This window comes from Variovorax durovernensis (genome assembly GCF_977011995.1).
Window position 1 is genome coordinate 3,219,352 of record NZ_CDRNCW010000001.1, and the last position, 15,085, is coordinate 3,234,436.

The 15,085-nt window shown below is 67.0% G+C and carries 15 protein-coding genes; 4 read left to right on the forward strand and 11 right to left on the reverse strand.

The features are described from left to right. The first annotated feature begins 124 nt into the window (after window positions 1-124). Both ACWV14_RS15330 and ACWV14_RS15335 read left to right on the forward strand, forming a co-directional pair. Window positions 125-397, forward strand: a complete 273-nt coding sequence (locus tag ACWV14_RS15330; protein ID WP_454909343.1) for a hypothetical protein — start codon at window positions 125-127, stop codon at window positions 395-397. 237 nt (window positions 398-634) lie between these two features. Continuing rightward, window positions 635-2,530, forward strand: coding sequence for an adenylate/guanylate cyclase domain-containing protein (locus ACWV14_RS15335; RefSeq protein WP_454909344.1), 1,896 nt, complete (start codon window positions 635-637; stop codon window positions 2,528-2,530). Here the strand turns inward: ACWV14_RS15335 and ACWV14_RS15340 are convergent. Beyond that, window positions 2,514-3,251 carry a TetR/AcrR family transcriptional regulator gene (locus ACWV14_RS15340; protein WP_454909345.1) on the reverse strand — a complete coding sequence of 246 codons (738 nt, stop codon included), beginning with the start codon at window positions 3,249-3,251 and terminating at the stop codon, window positions 2,514-2,516. The two genes, ACWV14_RS15335 and ACWV14_RS15340, sit on opposite strands and share 17 nt — an antisense overlap. A 97-nt stretch (window positions 3,252-3,348) precedes the next feature. Here ACWV14_RS15340 and ACWV14_RS15345 point away from each other — a divergent pair, with 97 nt between their 5' ends. After that, window positions 3,349-4,653, forward strand: a complete 1,305-nt coding sequence (locus tag ACWV14_RS15345; RefSeq protein ID WP_454909346.1) for an aspartate aminotransferase family protein — start codon at window positions 3,349-3,351, stop codon at window positions 4,651-4,653. On the opposite strand, the gene ACWV14_RS15350 is transcribed toward ACWV14_RS15345, so the two are convergent. The 7 genes from ACWV14_RS15350 to ACWV14_RS15380 all read right to left on the reverse strand — a co-directional run bounded on the left by ACWV14_RS15350 (window position 4,650) and on the right by ACWV14_RS15380 (window position 11,329). Beyond that, window positions 4,650-5,726 (reverse strand): NAD(P)/FAD-dependent oxidoreductase, encoded by a 1,077-nt coding sequence (locus ACWV14_RS15350; protein ID WP_454909347.1) that lies wholly within the window; start codon window positions 5,724-5,726, stop codon window positions 4,650-4,652. The two genes, ACWV14_RS15345 and ACWV14_RS15350, sit on opposite strands and share 4 nt — an antisense overlap. Next, window positions 5,684-6,013 carry a ferredoxin FdxA gene (gene fdxA / locus ACWV14_RS15355; protein ID WP_093123335.1) on the reverse strand — a complete coding sequence of 110 codons (330 nt, stop codon included), beginning with the start codon at window positions 6,011-6,013 and terminating at the stop codon, window positions 5,684-5,686. Before fdxA ends, ACWV14_RS15350 begins: the two co-directional genes overlap by 43 nt. Before the next feature lie 42 nt (window positions 6,014-6,055). Next, complete coding sequence (locus ACWV14_RS15360; RefSeq protein ID WP_454909348.1) at window positions 6,056-7,396, reverse strand: sulfate adenylyltransferase subunit 1; 1,341 nt, start codon at window positions 7,394-7,396, stop codon at window positions 6,056-6,058. Window positions 7,397-7,511: 115 nt separating this feature from the next. Further along, the gene (gene cysD / locus ACWV14_RS15365; protein ID WP_454909349.1) at window positions 7,512-8,453 is read right to left on the reverse strand and encodes a sulfate adenylyltransferase subunit CysD; all 942 of its coding nucleotides are present in this window, start codon (window positions 8,451-8,453) and stop codon (window positions 7,512-7,514) included. A gap of 51 nt (window positions 8,454-8,504) precedes the next feature. Then, entirely contained in the window at window positions 8,505-9,137 is a 633-nt protein-coding gene (locus tag ACWV14_RS15370) for a phosphoadenosine phosphosulfate reductase domain-containing protein (RefSeq protein WP_454909350.1), read from the reverse strand. A 21-nt stretch (window positions 9,138-9,158) separates the two neighbouring features. Continuing rightward, entirely contained in the window at window positions 9,159-9,554 is a 396-nt protein-coding gene (locus ACWV14_RS15375) for a DUF934 domain-containing protein (RefSeq protein WP_422086500.1), read from the reverse strand. Next, window positions 9,551-11,329, reverse strand: coding sequence for a nitrite/sulfite reductase (locus ACWV14_RS15380; protein ID WP_454909351.1), 1,779 nt, complete (start codon window positions 11,327-11,329; stop codon window positions 9,551-9,553). The genes ACWV14_RS15375 and ACWV14_RS15380 overlap by 4 nt, the downstream gene beginning before the upstream one ends. A 313-nt stretch (window positions 11,330-11,642) precedes the next feature. Here ACWV14_RS15380 and ACWV14_RS15385 point away from each other — a divergent pair, with 313 nt between their 5' ends. After that, complete coding sequence (locus ACWV14_RS15385) at window positions 11,643-12,209, forward strand: DUF3237 domain-containing protein (protein ID WP_454909352.1); 567 nt, start codon at window positions 11,643-11,645, stop codon at window positions 12,207-12,209. Here the strand turns inward: ACWV14_RS15385 and ACWV14_RS15390 are convergent. The 3 genes from ACWV14_RS15390 to gsiD are packed head-to-tail and all read right to left on the reverse strand — an operon-like array spanning window position 12,206 to window position 15,081. Then, window positions 12,206-13,024 (reverse strand): M55 family metallopeptidase, encoded by an 819-nt coding sequence (locus ACWV14_RS15390; protein WP_422086503.1) that lies wholly within the window; start codon window positions 13,022-13,024, stop codon window positions 12,206-12,208. The genes ACWV14_RS15385 and ACWV14_RS15390 overlap by 4 nt on opposite strands. Before the next feature lie 19 nt (window positions 13,025-13,043). Beyond that, window positions 13,044-14,105, reverse strand: coding sequence for a P1 family peptidase (locus ACWV14_RS15395; RefSeq protein ID WP_454914105.1), 1,062 nt, complete (start codon window positions 14,103-14,105; stop codon window positions 13,044-13,046). Window positions 14,106-14,151: 46 nt separating this feature from the next. Next, window positions 14,152-15,081, reverse strand: a complete 930-nt coding sequence (gene gsiD, locus ACWV14_RS15400; protein WP_285410739.1) for a glutathione ABC transporter permease GsiD — start codon at window positions 15,079-15,081, stop codon at window positions 14,152-14,154. Between the last annotated feature and the right edge of the window lie 4 nt (window positions 15,082-15,085).

Consider the following 15,085-nt stretch of genomic DNA (forward strand, 5'->3'; position numbering starts at 1 on the left):
ACTTGCTGTAGCAGGCTTCGCGATCGGTCAAGAGATGAGGTCTTGTCCGACCCCATCTGTATCCATACGCAAGGATGCACGTAGCAGTGGCCTTGCGTGCAGCTTCCCAAAGCGAGCCCAAACTGTGTTCGGTACTCTGGCGAATGAAGTCCTGTTAGCTGCCGATCAGTCGGGGAATCTGGAGGCCGTACTTGTGGTGGGCATTAATGCCGCTCAGGCCGCAGCTAAGGCTGCCGATGAATACGGTCAACCGGATGGGGTCGAGGTGCACGAGAAGCTGCTTGTTTGGAGTTGGACCCAAGGGGATGTGCAACTGGCCATCTTCCACAACCAAGTCGACCCAGCGTTATCCAACATCATCCTCAATCGGTACTCTCGTAGTCCCAACGGCCGTTAGAGCCTTGTTGCGTTGGTAGAAAGTGAGACTGCCATAACGACAGACTTGCGGGCTGCCGGGAAGCCGCAGCGGCAGGCGTGCCTTTGCTGGCAAGGGAAAACCCTCGGGCCGACCCCTTGCCGCGCGAGAATCCCCGCGCCCTGAAGAATAAGCAGAAGAGAACATAAGAAAACAGAAGAAAAGGGCGCGTGTGCCGATAAGCAGGCAGGAAGAACAAAGAAAGGGAGAGGGATTCGCATGGCCGATGAGGATTTCAAGGGCGCTCGCCTGCGGCGTTTCAGGGTCGACGTAGGCACCATCATCTGTGCCGTCGCGCTGGTGCAGTCGCTGTTGCTGGTGGCCTTCGGCTACTGGGCGGCGGAGAAGCTGGTGTCCAAGGTGGGCACGACCGCGCACAAGACCAACCACGACCGGGTCGAGGACAACGTGCTGGCCTTCCTCGCCAAGACCGAGGGCGTCATCCGCGCCATCGCCGATTCGCCCAGCGTGCATGCGACCGGCGAAGACGGCGAGCAGACAGCCGAGATGCTCTGGACCATGCTGGAGCAGACCCCCGAGCTCGACAGCATCAACGTGGCCACCGACGACGGCCATGTGCTGATGGCCGTTCGCTACCCGGTTCCGGCCATCCGCCAGGTGCTGCGCGGCCCGGACTTCAGCACCGAGACCTGGCAATACAAGAGCTCGCCGGACCTCGAAGGCGGCGACGCCAGGCAGCGTTTCGCGACGACCTCCATCTCCTCCTACCGCAGCGACTTCGACCCCGAGAAGCGCACCTGGTACCGGGAAGCGGTGAAAGCGAAAGGCCCGGTGTGGACCGAGCCCTTCCTGATGAGCGATGCGCAGGAACTCGCCATCGGCCACGCACGCCCCTCCAGCCGCGTCGACGAAGAAGGCCGAAGGCGCGGGCTCGTGGTCGACGCCAATGTGTCGCTGGGGCATCTGTCGAGGCTCGTGCGCATCTTCGGCGCGCTGGGCAACGGCGAGAGCGCCTTGCTGAGTTCCGACCACCACGTGATCGCTCGCAGCGACCATCCCGACCCGGTGCGCCAGCTCGAATCGCCCGACACCGGCGTGCTCGGCGCCATTCACGCGCACATGCTCGCGGCCAGCACGGCGGGCGGTGCCGACGACCTGGCTTTCTCACTCGAGCATGAAGGGCGCAACTACCTCGTGCAGACCTCGCACATACCGCACACGCGGTGGCAGCTCGTCAGCTGGGAGCCCGAGGAGATGCTGCTCGGCGGCCTGCAGCGCGCGGTGCTGTGGTCATTGCTTTTGACGCTCAGCTTTCTCGGGTTGGCGCTGTTCATTTCGCTGCGGCTGTCGAAGCTGGTGACCGGGCCCATCGAGAACCTTTCGCGCGTCGCGCGCCGCATCGGGCGGCTGGAGCTGGACAACCTGCCGCTCGAGCCGAGCCGGGTGCTGGAGATCCAGCATCTCAACCAGGCACTGGACGAGTCGGCGCGCAGCCTGCAGGCCTTCAGAAAGTTCGTGCCGGTGGACATCCTGCGCCAGCTCGTGGCCAAGGGCCATGCGCTGACGCCCGGCGGCTCGCCGCGCCGAGTCACCGTGATGTTCACCGACGTGGAAGGCTTCACCAGCATCTCGGAATCGATGCAGGCCGACGTGCTCGTGAGGCAGCTGACCGAGTACTTCAACCTCGCGTCCGGCATCTTCGCGCGGCATGGCGGCGTGGTCGACAAGTTCATGGGCGACGGCATCATGGTGCTGTGGGGCGCACCGGCCGACCTGGAAGATGCGGAGTACCGCGCCTGCCTGGCGGCGCTAGAACTGCATGGCCGGATGAAAGCGCTCAACTACAAGTGGCGCGCGGAAGGCCTGCACGAGTTCCGCACGCGCGTCGGCATTCACACCGGCCCGGTGATCGCCGGCGTGCTCGGCTCCAGCAACCGACTGTCGTACACCGCCATCGGCGACACGATCAACGCGGCGAGCCGTATCGAAGCCGCCAACAAGGAACTGGGCACGCGCACGCTGATATCGCAGGAGACCTTCGACGGGCTGGGCGGGCGCCTGCCCACGCGCCGCATCGAGGAACTGGCTGAACTGCGCGGCCGGCAGACGCGCATGGTGCTGTACGAGCTGCTCGAGACTACGCCGCCGGCCTGACCCTGCGCGCGAAGGCTTCGAGCCCGTCGATGGTCATCTGGATGTGGCGCTCGAAGCTGCTGTCCAGCGGCACCGTGGTGCCGTTGTCCCAGCGCACGATGAAGGCCTTGTTGGCCAGCAATGGCAGGTTGCGCGTGAGCACAGGGTGGTCGAGCGGGCGGATGGTGTGCACGCGTTCGCGCAGTTCCTCGGCCCAGGCCTGGGTGTTGTCGGCGGGCAGGGGCGAGAACTCCATCGTCAGGAAACCCAGCATCGCCGCGATCACGCAGTTGTAGGCCTCCAGCAGAGGTTCGCCCTCGAAGCCCGCCTCGGTCAACGCGGCCAGGACGCCTTCGACCAGCTCTGTCGGCAGGCTGCCGTTGGACACCAGTTGCGCGCCCAGCAGTTGCGCCACGTTCGGGTGGCGCCGCACGGCGTCGCGGCAGCGGCGGAACAGTTCCGCGATCCATGCCTGCCATTCGAGCTTGCCCGCAGGCGGCGCAACGCTGGCCATGACGGCAGCCGCCACTTCGGCCAGCAGGGCTTCGCGTGTGCTGACGTGCCAGTGCACCGTCGCCGGATACACACCGAGCCGCGCCGCCACCTCGCGCATGCTGAACGCGCCGAGGCCGAATTCGTCGATCTGCGCCAGCGCGACTTCGGCGATGCGCTGCTTCGTCAGTTCGCCGCCGCCGGCGGGGCGGCCGGCGGAGCGGGGCTTGGGTGGCGGGGTCGTCTTCATGGTCGATGCCATTGTGCGGCAGTTCAATTGGTCGTATAAACAATATTAATTGTTCGTTGCTCAATTAATACCTGTCTGCAAACCAAGGACATCCGCCATGACCCATGCCGCCATCGACCAGGCCCTTGCCGATGCGTACCAGCGCTTCACCGACGCCAACCCGGCCAGCCAGCGCCAGTTCGAGGCGCAGGCGCGCTACATGCCCGGCGCGAACAGCCGCTCCGTGCTGTTCTACGCGCCGTTCCCCCTGACCATCGCCAGGGGTGAGGGCGCCGCGCTGTGGGACGCCGAGGGCCACCGCTATTCAGACTTCATCGCCGAGTACACGGCCGGCGTCTACGGCCACTCCGCGCCGGAAATCCGCGAGGCCGTCATCGAGGCGATGCAAGGCGGCATCAACCTCACGGGGCACAACCTGCTCGAAGGCCGGCTGGCCCGGCTGATCTGCGAGCGCTTTCCGCAGATCGAGCAACTGCGCTTCACCAACTCGGGCACCGAGGCCAACCTGATGGCGCTCACGGCGGCTCTGCATTTCACGGGGCGCAGGAAGATCGTCGTGTTCTCCGGCGGCTACCACGGCGGGGTGCTGGGCTTCGGCGCCAAGCCTTTGCCGACCACCGTGCCGTTCGACTTTCTCGTGCTGCCCTACAACGACGCCCACACCGCCCGCGCGCAGATCGAGCAGCACGGCCCCGAGATCGCCGCGGTATTGGTCGAGCCGATGCAGGGCGCGAGCGGCTGCATCCCGGGGCAACCCGACTTCCTGCAGACCTTGCGCGAATCGGCCACGCAGGTGGGCGCGCTGCTGGTCTTCGACGAAGTCATGACCTCGCGGCTCGCGCCGCATGGGCTGGCGAACAAGCTCGGCATTCGTTCGGACCTGACCACGCTGGGCAAGTACATCGGCGGCGGCATGTCTTTTGGTGCCTTCGGCGGGCGCGCCGACGTGATGGCACTGTTCGACCCGCGCACCGGCCCGCTGGCCCATTCGGGCACTTTCAACAACAACGTGATGACGATGGCGGCCGGCCATGCCGGGCTCACGAAGCTGTTCACGCCCGAGGCGGCGGGCGCGCTGGCCGACAGGGGCGAGGCGATGCGGGCGCGGCTCGACGCGCTGTGCGCGAAGGAGGGCGTCGCCATGCAGTTCACCGGCATCGGCTCGCTGATGAACGCGCATTTCGTGCAGGGTGAGGTGCGCAGTACCGACGACCTGGCGGCGGTCGACGGGCGGCTGCGGCAACTGCTGTTCTTCCACCTGCTGAACGAGGGCATCTACACCTCGCCGCGCGGCTTCGTCGTGCTGTCGCTGCCGCTGACGGATGCGGACATCGACCGCTACGTGTCAGCCATCGGCAGCTTCATCGGCGATTACAGGGCGCTGCTGCCCCGCGCGGTTTAGGCCTTGCTCACGCCCAGCAGCTCGTGCAGACGCGTGCTGGTGGTCGTGTACTGCAGCGGCACGGCCTTGCCCGGAAACACGATGGCGGTTGCACCCCAGGCGGCCAGCGTGGCCTCGTGGAAGCCGCAGACGATGAGCTTCTTCTTGCCCGGGTAGGTGTTGATGTCGCCCACCGCGAACACGCCGCGTTCGCGGGTTTCGTATTTCTCGGTGTCGACCGGCACCTGCTTGCGCTCCAGTTCCAGCCCCCAGTCGGCGATGGGGCCGAGGCGCGGGGAAATGCCCAGGCAGGCGATCAGTGCGTCGAGCGGCAGGTCGAGCGTGGTGGCGTCGGGCGTGACAATCTGGAGCTGCTTGCCGTCGAAGGCGCCGGGCTGGCCGACCTTGAAGGCCAGCTTGCCCTCTGCCACGAGCTGGCGCATGGGCGCGACCGTGGCTTCGTCGGCCTGGAAACCGTCGCGGCGATGGACCAGCGTGACATGCGAGGCCGTGCCGGTCAGCGCGATGGCGGTTTCCAGCGCGACGTCGTCGCCGCCGTTGACCACCACGGTCTGCCCCGCGAAGCGGTCCAGCGAATCGGGGTGATAGAAAAGCGACGTGCCCTCGAAGCGCTCGATGCCTTCCAGCGCAATGCGCTTCGGCACGAAGGCCCCGACGCCCGCCGCGATGAACACGGTCTTCGCCAGGAAAGCCTTGCCGGCCGAGGTGGTCAGCAGCAGCCGGTCGTCCGGTTGCCGGGCCAGCGTGGCCACCTGCTCGCCGAAGTGGAACTGCGGCTTGAACGGCGCCACCTGCTGCAACAGCGACTTCGCCAGGTCGCGCCCGCTTGTCACTGGCGTGCCGGGAATGTCGTAGATCGGCTTGTCGCCATACAGCGCCATGCACTGGCCGCCCGCGGCGGGCAGTGCGTCGACGATGTGGCAGGAGATTTCGAGCAGGCCCAGCTGGAAGGCCTGGAACAGCCCCACGGGGCCGGCACCGACGATCAGGGCGTCGGTCTCGATGGGCGCGGCGATGGCGGCCGGCTGGTTCAGCGGATCAGCTCCCCGACCTTGTCCGTCTTGTCTTTCCATTCTTCGGCATCAGGCAGCGCGGGCTTGCGCTTGGTGATGCTCTTCCAGCCGTCGGCCAGGGCCAGCTCGGCGTTGATCTTGATGAAGGCGATCTGGTTGGCCGGCAGGTCTTCCTCGGCGTAGATGGCGTTGACCGGGCACTCGGGAATGCAGACCGCGCAGTCGATGCATTCGTCCGGGTCGATCACCAGCATGTTGGGACCTTCGCGGAAGCAGTCGACGGGGCAAACGTCCACGCAGTCGGTGTATTTGCAACGGATGCAGGCTTCGGAGACGACGTGGGTCATTTGTCTTTTTGCGTCAGAAGTGGTCGGGAAAAACCCTAGATTTTAGGCCTTTGCGGCGGTGGGCTGCACGAGCACCGCGGCAGCGGTCTTGTGGGAGGCCGTATCGACCAGCACCAGCGAGCCCAGCGCACGCGATTGCGTGAACGGCAGCACTGCAAGCGGCTGCTGCAGCGCGAGCACCACGTCGCCGATGGAGTTGGCTTCCAGCTGCGTTGCAGGCTCCGATTCGAGCGTGGTGATGTTCACCCGGTCGACTATGCGCGCCACCTTGGCCTTGACCCAGCGGTGGCCTTGCAGCGCCCAGTACACGCGGCCCGCGACCAGCGGCTCGTCGTCGAGCCAGGCCACGGTGGCGGTGATCTCGCGCACCGGCTCGAAGGCGCCGGGCGCCAGCAGCCAGTCGCCGCGCGACACGTCGACCTCGCGGTCGAGCACGATGCCGGCGCTGTGGCCCGCATGCACCGACTTCGGCTGGCGCGTGTGGCTCAGCACCTGCGCCACGGTGGCGGTCTGGTTGCTCGGCAGCACGGTCACGCGCTGGCCGGGCTCCACATGGCCCGAGGCGACGCGGCCCCAGAACACGCGACGGCCTTGCGAGGTGTCGGCGGAGGCCGAGAACTTCTCGACCCACTGCACCGGGAAGGCGAAGGGCACGGCCTCGTCCTGCGCGGTCACGGGCAGCTCTTCGAGCAGCTCGAGCAGGCTGGGGCCTTCGTAGCCCACCCAGTCGGCATGGCGCGTGGCCACGTTCCAGCCCTTGAGCGCCGAGATCGGCACGATGGCCGCCACCTGCACGCCGGCCGCTTCGGCAAAGGCGTTGAGTGCGGTCGAGATGCGTTCGAACGCCAAGCCGGCGTCGGCGATGGCGTCGAGCTTGTTCACCGCGAACACGATCGACTGCACGCGCAGCAGATGGCACAGCAGCGTGTGGCGGCGCGTCTGCGGCAGCAGCTCGCGCTTGACCACGGTGCCGTCTTCCACTTCGGCGGCCCAGGCCAGCTTGGTGGCGTCGACCAGCACCACGGCGGCGTCGGCGGCCGAGGCGGCGGTGACCATGTTGCGCGTGTACTGCTCATGGCCCGGCGCGTCGCCGATGATGAACTTGCGCTTGGCGGTCGAGAAGTAGCGGTAGGCCACGTCGATCGTGATGCCCTGTTCGCGCTCGGCCGAGAGGCCGTCGGTCAGCAGGGCGAGGTCGGTCTCGCCGCCGCGCTGCACGCCGGCCAGCTGGTCTTGCAGCACGGTCTTGCTGTCGACCAGCAGGCGGCCGATCAGCGTGCTCTTGCCGTCGTCGACCGAGCCGCAGGTGATGAAGCGCAGGGCGGTGCCGGTGTCACCGTGGACTTCGGCGGGCGAGGCGTTTGAAATGGCAGCAGCGTTCATTGAGTGATTCTCCAATTCGTGGAACACCGCGGAACCGGCTCTGCCGGGCCGCTGGTGTTGCCCCCTTCGAGGGGCTGGGCGTAGCGACACGAAGTGCGCGAAGCCTGGGGGTGGGTCAGAAGTACCCGTCTTTCTTTCGTTTTTCCATCGAAGCTTCGGACGTCATGTCGTCCATCCGGGTGGCGCCGCGTTCGCTGACGTCCACCGACAGGGTCTCGAGCACCACGTCGTCGGCATCGGCCGCCAGGCTTTCCACCGGGCAGGTGGTGGTGATGTCGCCCACGGTGCGAAAGCGCACGTCGCGCACCTGCACTGTTTCGCCATCACGCGGCGGGGTCAGTTCGGTCACGGGCACCAGCAGGCCACGGCGTTCCACCACTTCGCGCTTGTGCGTGTAGTAGATCGAAGGCAGTCCGACTTCCTCGCGGGCGATGTACTGCCACACGTCGAGTTCGGTCCAGTTCGAGATAGGGAACACGCGGAAGTGTTCGCCCGGGGCCAGGCGCGTATTGAACAGCGTCCACAGTTCGGGGCGCTGGTCCTTGGGCTGCCACTGGCCGAAGCTGTCGCGGTGGGAAAAGATGCGCTCCTTGGCGCGCGCCTTTTCCTCGTCGCGGCGGGCGCCGCCGATCAGCGCGTCGAAGCGGAATTCCTCGATGGCCTCCAGCAGCGTCACCGACTGGTGGGCATTGCGCGACTCGCCGGGGTGGGCCAGGCGCACGGTGCCGCGCTTCATGGAGTCTTCGACGCTGCGCACGATCAGCTCGGCGCCCAGTTCCCTGGCGCGCTGGTCGCGATAGGCCGTCACTTCAGGGAAGTTGTGGCCGGTGTCGATCATCAGCAGCGGGTAGGGGATGCGGCCCACGCCGAAGGCCTTTTCCGCGCACTTCAGCAGCACCAGCGAATCCTTGCCGCCCGAGAACAGCAGAGTGGGGCGCTCGAAGGCGGCCGCCACTTCGCGCAGGATGAAGATGGTTTCTTCCTCCAGTGCGTCGAGGTGCGTGTTGGACAGGTGTGCCGGCGGCAGCAGCAGATCGGTTTCGGTACGGGCGTTCATCGGATGGGGTGCTTGCTGAATGCTGGGAATCGGTGAGGCGTTGGCGCTCGCTCAGTGCGCGAGATGCAGGCCGCACTCGCGGTTGTCTTCGCCCTTGGTCGGGTCCACGTAGTCGAAGTTGTTGGGCAATCCGTGTTTCACGCAGTACTCGTGAAGATCCTTGGACGACCAGTGCAGCAGCGGAGCCACCTTGATGAGGCCGTCGGGGTTCACGCTGACCGGGTCCATCTGCGCGCGCACGGCCGTGTCGGTGGCCCGCAGCGCGGTGAACCAGACCTTGGGCGCCGTCTCGCGCAGCGCGCGGGCAAAGGGCTCCAGCTTCACTTCTTCGGTGAAGGCGGCGTGGCGCGGATCGTCCAGCGCCGGTGTCGAGCCTTCCACGGCTTCGCGATGCGCACGCGAGCGGCGCGGCAGGTAGATGTGCAGGTCCAGGCCCAGCTGCTTCGTCACTTCGTCGGCAAAGCGGTAGGTGGCTTCGGTGTTGTAGCCGTTGTCCATCCACACCACGGGAACATCGCGCTTCACGCGCGTCACCATGTGCAGGATCACGGCCTCGAAGGGACGGAAGTTGGTGGTGACAATGGCGCTCTGGCCCAGGCCTAGCGCCCAGTCCACCAGGCCCTCGGCGTTGCGGCCGAGTTCGGTGTTGATGCGTGCGAAATCGATGTCCGTGGCGATGCTCATGTCGAAGGTTCCCATTCGCTCTCAGGCGCCGGCGGCAAAGTGCGGCGCGGTCTGCACCGCGTCGCCCTGGTAGAAGGCGTTGAAGCGGTCGAACTGGCGCTGTGCGTCGGAGGCGTCCACGCCTTCCTTGAGCACCGCGCTGGAGAAGCCGGTGCGTTCCATCTGCACCAGCTGGTCGATCAGCACGTCGCCCGTGGCGCGGATGTCGCCCGTGAAGCCCAGGCGGCGGCGCAGCAGGAAGGCCTGGCTGTAGGCGCGGCCGTCGGTGAACTTGGGAAAGTGAAGGTCGATGCGTTCGATGTCCGCCAAGCACACCTCGATGGCGAGCGGGTCGGCGTCGTTGGCCAGTTGCAGAACCTTCGGGTCGCCGTCGTCGATGTGTTCTTCGGCCGAGAGGATGTTCAGGGTTTTTTTCATGCTGCTTCCTCCACCTTGAAACGCGCACCGTTGGCGGCGGCCTTGAACGGGTCCGGGCCCACGCGGCGCAGGGTGTCGATGAAGTTCTCTCCGTTTTCGCGGGTGTCGCGGTACGTGGTGAGCACGGCCTCGATCACGCCCGGCACTTCGGCTGCCGAGAACGAGGGTCCGACCACCTTGCCGGCCTGCGGCGCGCCGCTGAGCGCGGAGCCGTCGGAGCCGCCGAGGGTGACCTGGTACCACTCTTTGCCGTCCTTGTCGACGCCCAGGATGCCGATGTGGCCGCTGTGGTGATGGCCGCAGGAGTTGATGCAGCCGCTGATGTGCAGGTCGATCTCGCCCAGGTCGTCGAGCTCGTCGAGGTCCTGATAACGCTCGGTGATGGCTTCGGCGATGGGGATGGAGCGCGCATTGGCCAGCGCGCAGAAGTCGCCGCCGGGGCAGGCGATCATGTCGGTCAGCAGGTGCACGTTGGCGCTGGCGAGGCCGGCGGCGCGGGCGGCGAGCCACAGCGCGTGCAGGTCTTCGGCATGCACCCAGGGCAGCACCACGTTCTGGTCGTGCGTCACGCGGGCTTCGCCGGCCGAGAAGCGGTCGGCCAGCTCGGCGAGGGTGTCGAGCTGGTCGGCCGATGCGTCGCCGGGCGCCTGCTTCAGGCGCTTGAACGACAGCGTGACGGCGCGCAGCGCGGGGTTCTTGTGTGGCGCCACGTTGCGGGCGAGCCAGCGGGCGAACTGCACGTCGTCGGCGGCGTGGGCGCGCAGTTCGGCGTCGGTCTTCTCGGCGCTCTGCAGCACGCGGGTGGCCAGCGTCGGCGGCACGAAGGAGGCGGCCACGCGGTCGAACTCGGCCTGCGTGATGGTGTGCGGCGCGCCGTCGTGCTCGAGGATCTGCTTGTACTCGGCGTCCACGTCGTCGATGTAGCGCTGGCCTTCGGCCTTCACCAGGATCTTGATGCGCGCCTTGTAGATGTTGTCGCGGCGGCCATAGCGGTTGTAGACCCGGATCACCGCTTCGAGGTAATTCATGATCTGCTGCCAGGGCAGGAACTCGCGCAGCACCGTGCCCACGATGGGCGTGCGGCCCATGCCGCCGCCCACTTGCACGCGAAAGCCGATTTCGCCGGCTTCGTTCTTCACGATGTGCAGGCCCACGTCATGCCAGCCGGTGGCGGCGCGGTCTTCGGTGGCGCCGGTGATGGCGATCTTGAACTTGCGCGGCAGGAACGCGAACTCGGGGTGCAGCGTGCTCCACTGGCGCATGATTTCGGCGTAGGGGCGCGGGTCGGCGATCTCGTCGACGGCGATGCCGGCGCGCTCGTCGCTCGTGATGTTGCGGATGCAGTTGCCGCTGGTCTGGATGCCGTGCATGTCGACCGAAGCCAGCAGGTCCATCACGTCGGCCGACTTGGCCAGCGGAATCCAGTTGAACTGGACGTTCTGGCGCGTCGAGAAGTGGGCGTAGTGGGTGGGCAGCTTCTGGCTGCCGAGCAGGCCTTGCGTTTCGATGGCCTTGCGGTAGACCTCGGCTTCGGGCTCGTCGTACTCGCGGGCGATGCGGGCCAGCACGCGGATCTGGCGGCTGGAGAGCTCGCCATAGGGCACGGCCACGCGCAGCATGGGCGCGTAGCGCTGGACGTACCAGCCGTTTTGCAGCCGCAGCGGGCGGAACTCGTCTTCGTGGAGGCGGCCCTTCTGCCAGCGCTCGAGCTGGTCTCGGAACTGGGCGGCTCGTTGATGAACGAACTGGCGATCGAATTCTGTGTATTGGTACATCGTGCGTGTGTCTTGAAGAAGTGCGGTGCCGCACGTACAACGGGGCGCCCCAGCAAGAAGCCGAGATTCTGAAAGCGGGGCTTATGGAAACAAACTATTTTTTGGTTCGCGCCTTATGCGGATAAGCTTATTCGCCAGCATCCATGCGGGTTTCCAGGCGGTTTGATGCTTATTCCGGATAAGGCGAAAGCGCCTCCTGGTCGTCGCCATGCCGACTGCCGGTGAATGAAACAGCAAGGGTAAATGCTGACGCGGCGGCCGCTGTACGGCGTTGAAATGATTATCCCGAATAATCAAATCGACGCAGGACGCAATGAGCTCCCAGCCTTCTTCGACCTCGCGCCGCGGCGCGCTGATTGCCGGAATCACCGCCGTGGCCACGCTTGCCGATGCGAGGGCGGCCGACGCGCCGCCATCGGCCATCGCCACTCCGACCAGCGAGCGCATTCCCGTCGTGCTGCCGCGCACGGAATTCGTCTATGAAGCCATCGTCGACATCGCCGCGCCGATGACGCTGGGCGCCTCGCCTTTCGGCGAGCGCTTCATGGTGCCGATCACGGGTGGTTCGTTTGAGGGCCCGGGCCTGCGCGGCACGGTGCTGGCGGGCGGTGCCGACCGCCAGCTGCTGCGCCGCGACGGCGCGAAGAACCTCGATGCCGTGTACGAGCTGAAGACCGACGACGGCGTGGTGATCTCGGTGCGCAACACCGTGTTGTCGCGCAGCCCGAAGAATGCGCCGCGCTATGTGTTCTCCACGCTGCAGATCGTCGCGCCCGAGGGCAAATACGGCTGGCTCAACGACTTCGTCTACGTGGGCACGCTCGATGCGCTGCGGCCGCAGCGCGAGGCCGTGGTGATCCGCGTCTACAAGGTTGTCTAGCGCAGCATCGTCGACATCGCCGAGCAGCAGTTCAGCATGCGCACTGCTGCCTCCACCGTAGGCGCGGTGAAGCGCAGCGTCACGCCGTCGACGCGCTCGAAGCTCGGCCACTGGCAGAACAGGTCGGCCAGCGCGGGCGTCTGGCAGCGAAGCGTGACCTGTTGCGGCCCCTTGAACACCAGCGGCTGTGCGTTCGCGCGCGCAGCCAACGCTTCTTCCACCCCTGCGCGAATCGCTCGGCGCGACTGCTCGGGCGACAGCGACACGCCACTGTTGTTGCCCGTGGCCCGCTTGGTCTGCACGAAGGTCGCGTGTGGAAACAGGGGGCGGTTCTCGGCGATGAACACGTCGTCGCCGCTGCCCATCACCACAGGCGCGCCGTATTCGCCGGCCAGCGCGCCGTAGACGCCGGCTTCGCCCAGCTCCTGCTCGCCGAACCAGATGCCGCCGAATGCAAAGCCGTTGATCGTGTGCGCGAGGATGCCGCGCCCATGCGCGCGCGAGTGGTAGCCCACCATGCAGACCGCGTCCACGCCTTCGTCCACGCCGGCCACCATGCTCAGGTAGCGCGGCTTGCCTTGCACCACGCGGGCGCGCGGATCCAGCACATCGGGTGGCATGTTGCGGAAACCGCCGTGCGAGTCGTTCACCAGCACCTCGGTGGCGCCCGCGTCGAAGGCGCCGGCGATGGCGGCGTTGGCCTCCTGCGCCATCAGCAGGCGTGCGCGTTCGTACTCGGGGTTGCCCTGGCGCGTCTGCTCGGGGTGGTAGACGCCGGCGACGCCTTCGATGTCGGTGGAGATCAGGACTTTCATGGGCGCAATGTGATCGGAATCAGGAAGAAAGAGAAAGGGCCGGCAGCAGGTCTCGGAGCGGGGCGCGGTGGTTGCCGTCGCGTCCGGTCACGGCCGTGGCGTGCCATAGGGCATGAATGATCGCCTGTTCCGTGCTGTCGGCGGCGGCCTGGAACAGGCCGTCGAGCAGCCCGTCGTGCAGCATCGCCACGGCGGGCATCGGGCGTTCGACGCTGCCGGGCACGGTGTAGGCGGTGGAAAAGGCCAGCACGATGTCGCCGCTGCCGTGGCCGTAGACCGAGCCGGTGCGGGCTAGTCCGGCGCCCGCGCGCAGTGCCAGCCGGCCCAGTTGGCGTGCGTCGAGCGGCGCGTCGGTCGCGACGACGATGATGATCGAGCCCTTCTCGGGCTCCGTCGATGCCGGTACGCCGCGCACGGCCTGCAGCTGCGCCAGCCGGTCGCCGATTGCATGGCCCGCCAGCAGCAGTTGCGGCTGGCGCCCGTAGTTGGCCAGCACCAGCGTGCCCACCGTGTGCAGCCCGCGGCCGCGCGCCGACACCCGGCGCGACGCGCTGCCGATGCCGCCCTTGAGCTGGAAGCTCGACATGCCGCGCCCCGCGCCGACCGAGCCCTGCGCGAAGTCGGCGGCGGCGCCGTCGTGCGCGCGCAGGTAGTCGGCCTCGCTCACCGCCAGCCGCTGGATGTCGTTGAGGAAGCCGTCGTTGCACTCGAACACCAGCGGGTTGACCGTGGGCAGCGAGCGCCCGGTCTCGGGGTTGGCTGCCGCGCACTGGCGGATCTGCGCCGTGGCCACAGTGCCGACCGAGAAGGTGTTGGTCAGTGCAATCGGCGTCTCCAGCACGCCGAGCTCCGCCAACTGCACCAGCCCCACGCTCTTGCCGAAACCGTTGAGCACCACGGCGGCGGCCGGCACCTTGTCGCGGAACGGGTCGCCCTGGTGCGGGCGGATCACCGTCACGCCGGTCTGGATGCCGCCGTCGTCCAGGGTGCTGTGGCCGACGGTGACGCCGGCCACGTCCGCGATGGTGTTGCGCTCGCCCTGGAGCAGGGTGCCGATGAACGGCGGGGCGGTGGGCTGCATCGGGGAGGACATGGAAGGCATCGGAGAAATCGAGGCGAGAGAAGGACTACTGGCGGTCGATCTTGGGATCGAGCGCGTCGCGCAGTGCGTCGCCCAGCAGGTTGAAGGCGAGCACGGTGAAGAAGATGGCCAGGCTGGGGAAGAGCGCCACGTGCGGCGAGGTCACCATGTCGGCGCGGGCCTCGCTGAGCATCGCGCCCCACTCGGGCGTCGGCGGCTGCGCGCCCATGCCCAGGAACGACAGGCTGGCCGCCGTGATGATCGAGGTGCCCACGCGCATCGAAAAATACACCACGATCGACGAGATGGTGCCCGGCAGGATGTGCCGCACGATGATGGTCCAGTCCGACGCGCCGATGCTGCGCTCGGCCTCGATGTACGTCTGCTGCTTGAGCACCAGCGTGTTGCCGCGCACCAGGCGCGCGAAGGCCGGCACGCTGAACACCGACACCGCCACCACCACGTTGGTCATGCTGCTGCCCAGGATGGCCACCACGCCCAGCGCCAGCAGGATGCCGGGGAATGCGAACAGCACGTCCGACACGCGCATCACGATGCGGTCCCACCAGCCTTCGTAGTAGCCCGCCAGCAGGCCGAATGCGGTACCGACGAAGCCGCCCACCAGCACCGACAGGAAGCCCGCCATCAGCGAGATGCGCGCGCCCATCAGGATGCGGCTGAAGATGTCGCGGCCCAGCGGGTCGACGCCGAACCAGTGCGTGGCCGAGGGGCCGCTGTTCAGCATGTCGTAGTCGAAGAAGTTCTCCGGATCGAAGGGCACGATCCACGGCGCGAACACCGCGACGAACACCAGCAGCAGCACGAAGAGCGCGGCAATGATGCCCACGGGCTGCTTCTTGAAGCGGCGCCAGCATTCGCCCCAGGGCGTGCGGACCTTGCCGGCGGTTTGCACCGCGGCAACGGGAGACAGTGGAACGATGGATTCGGCAGGCACGCCGGAAGCTTGTTGCGTCATGGCT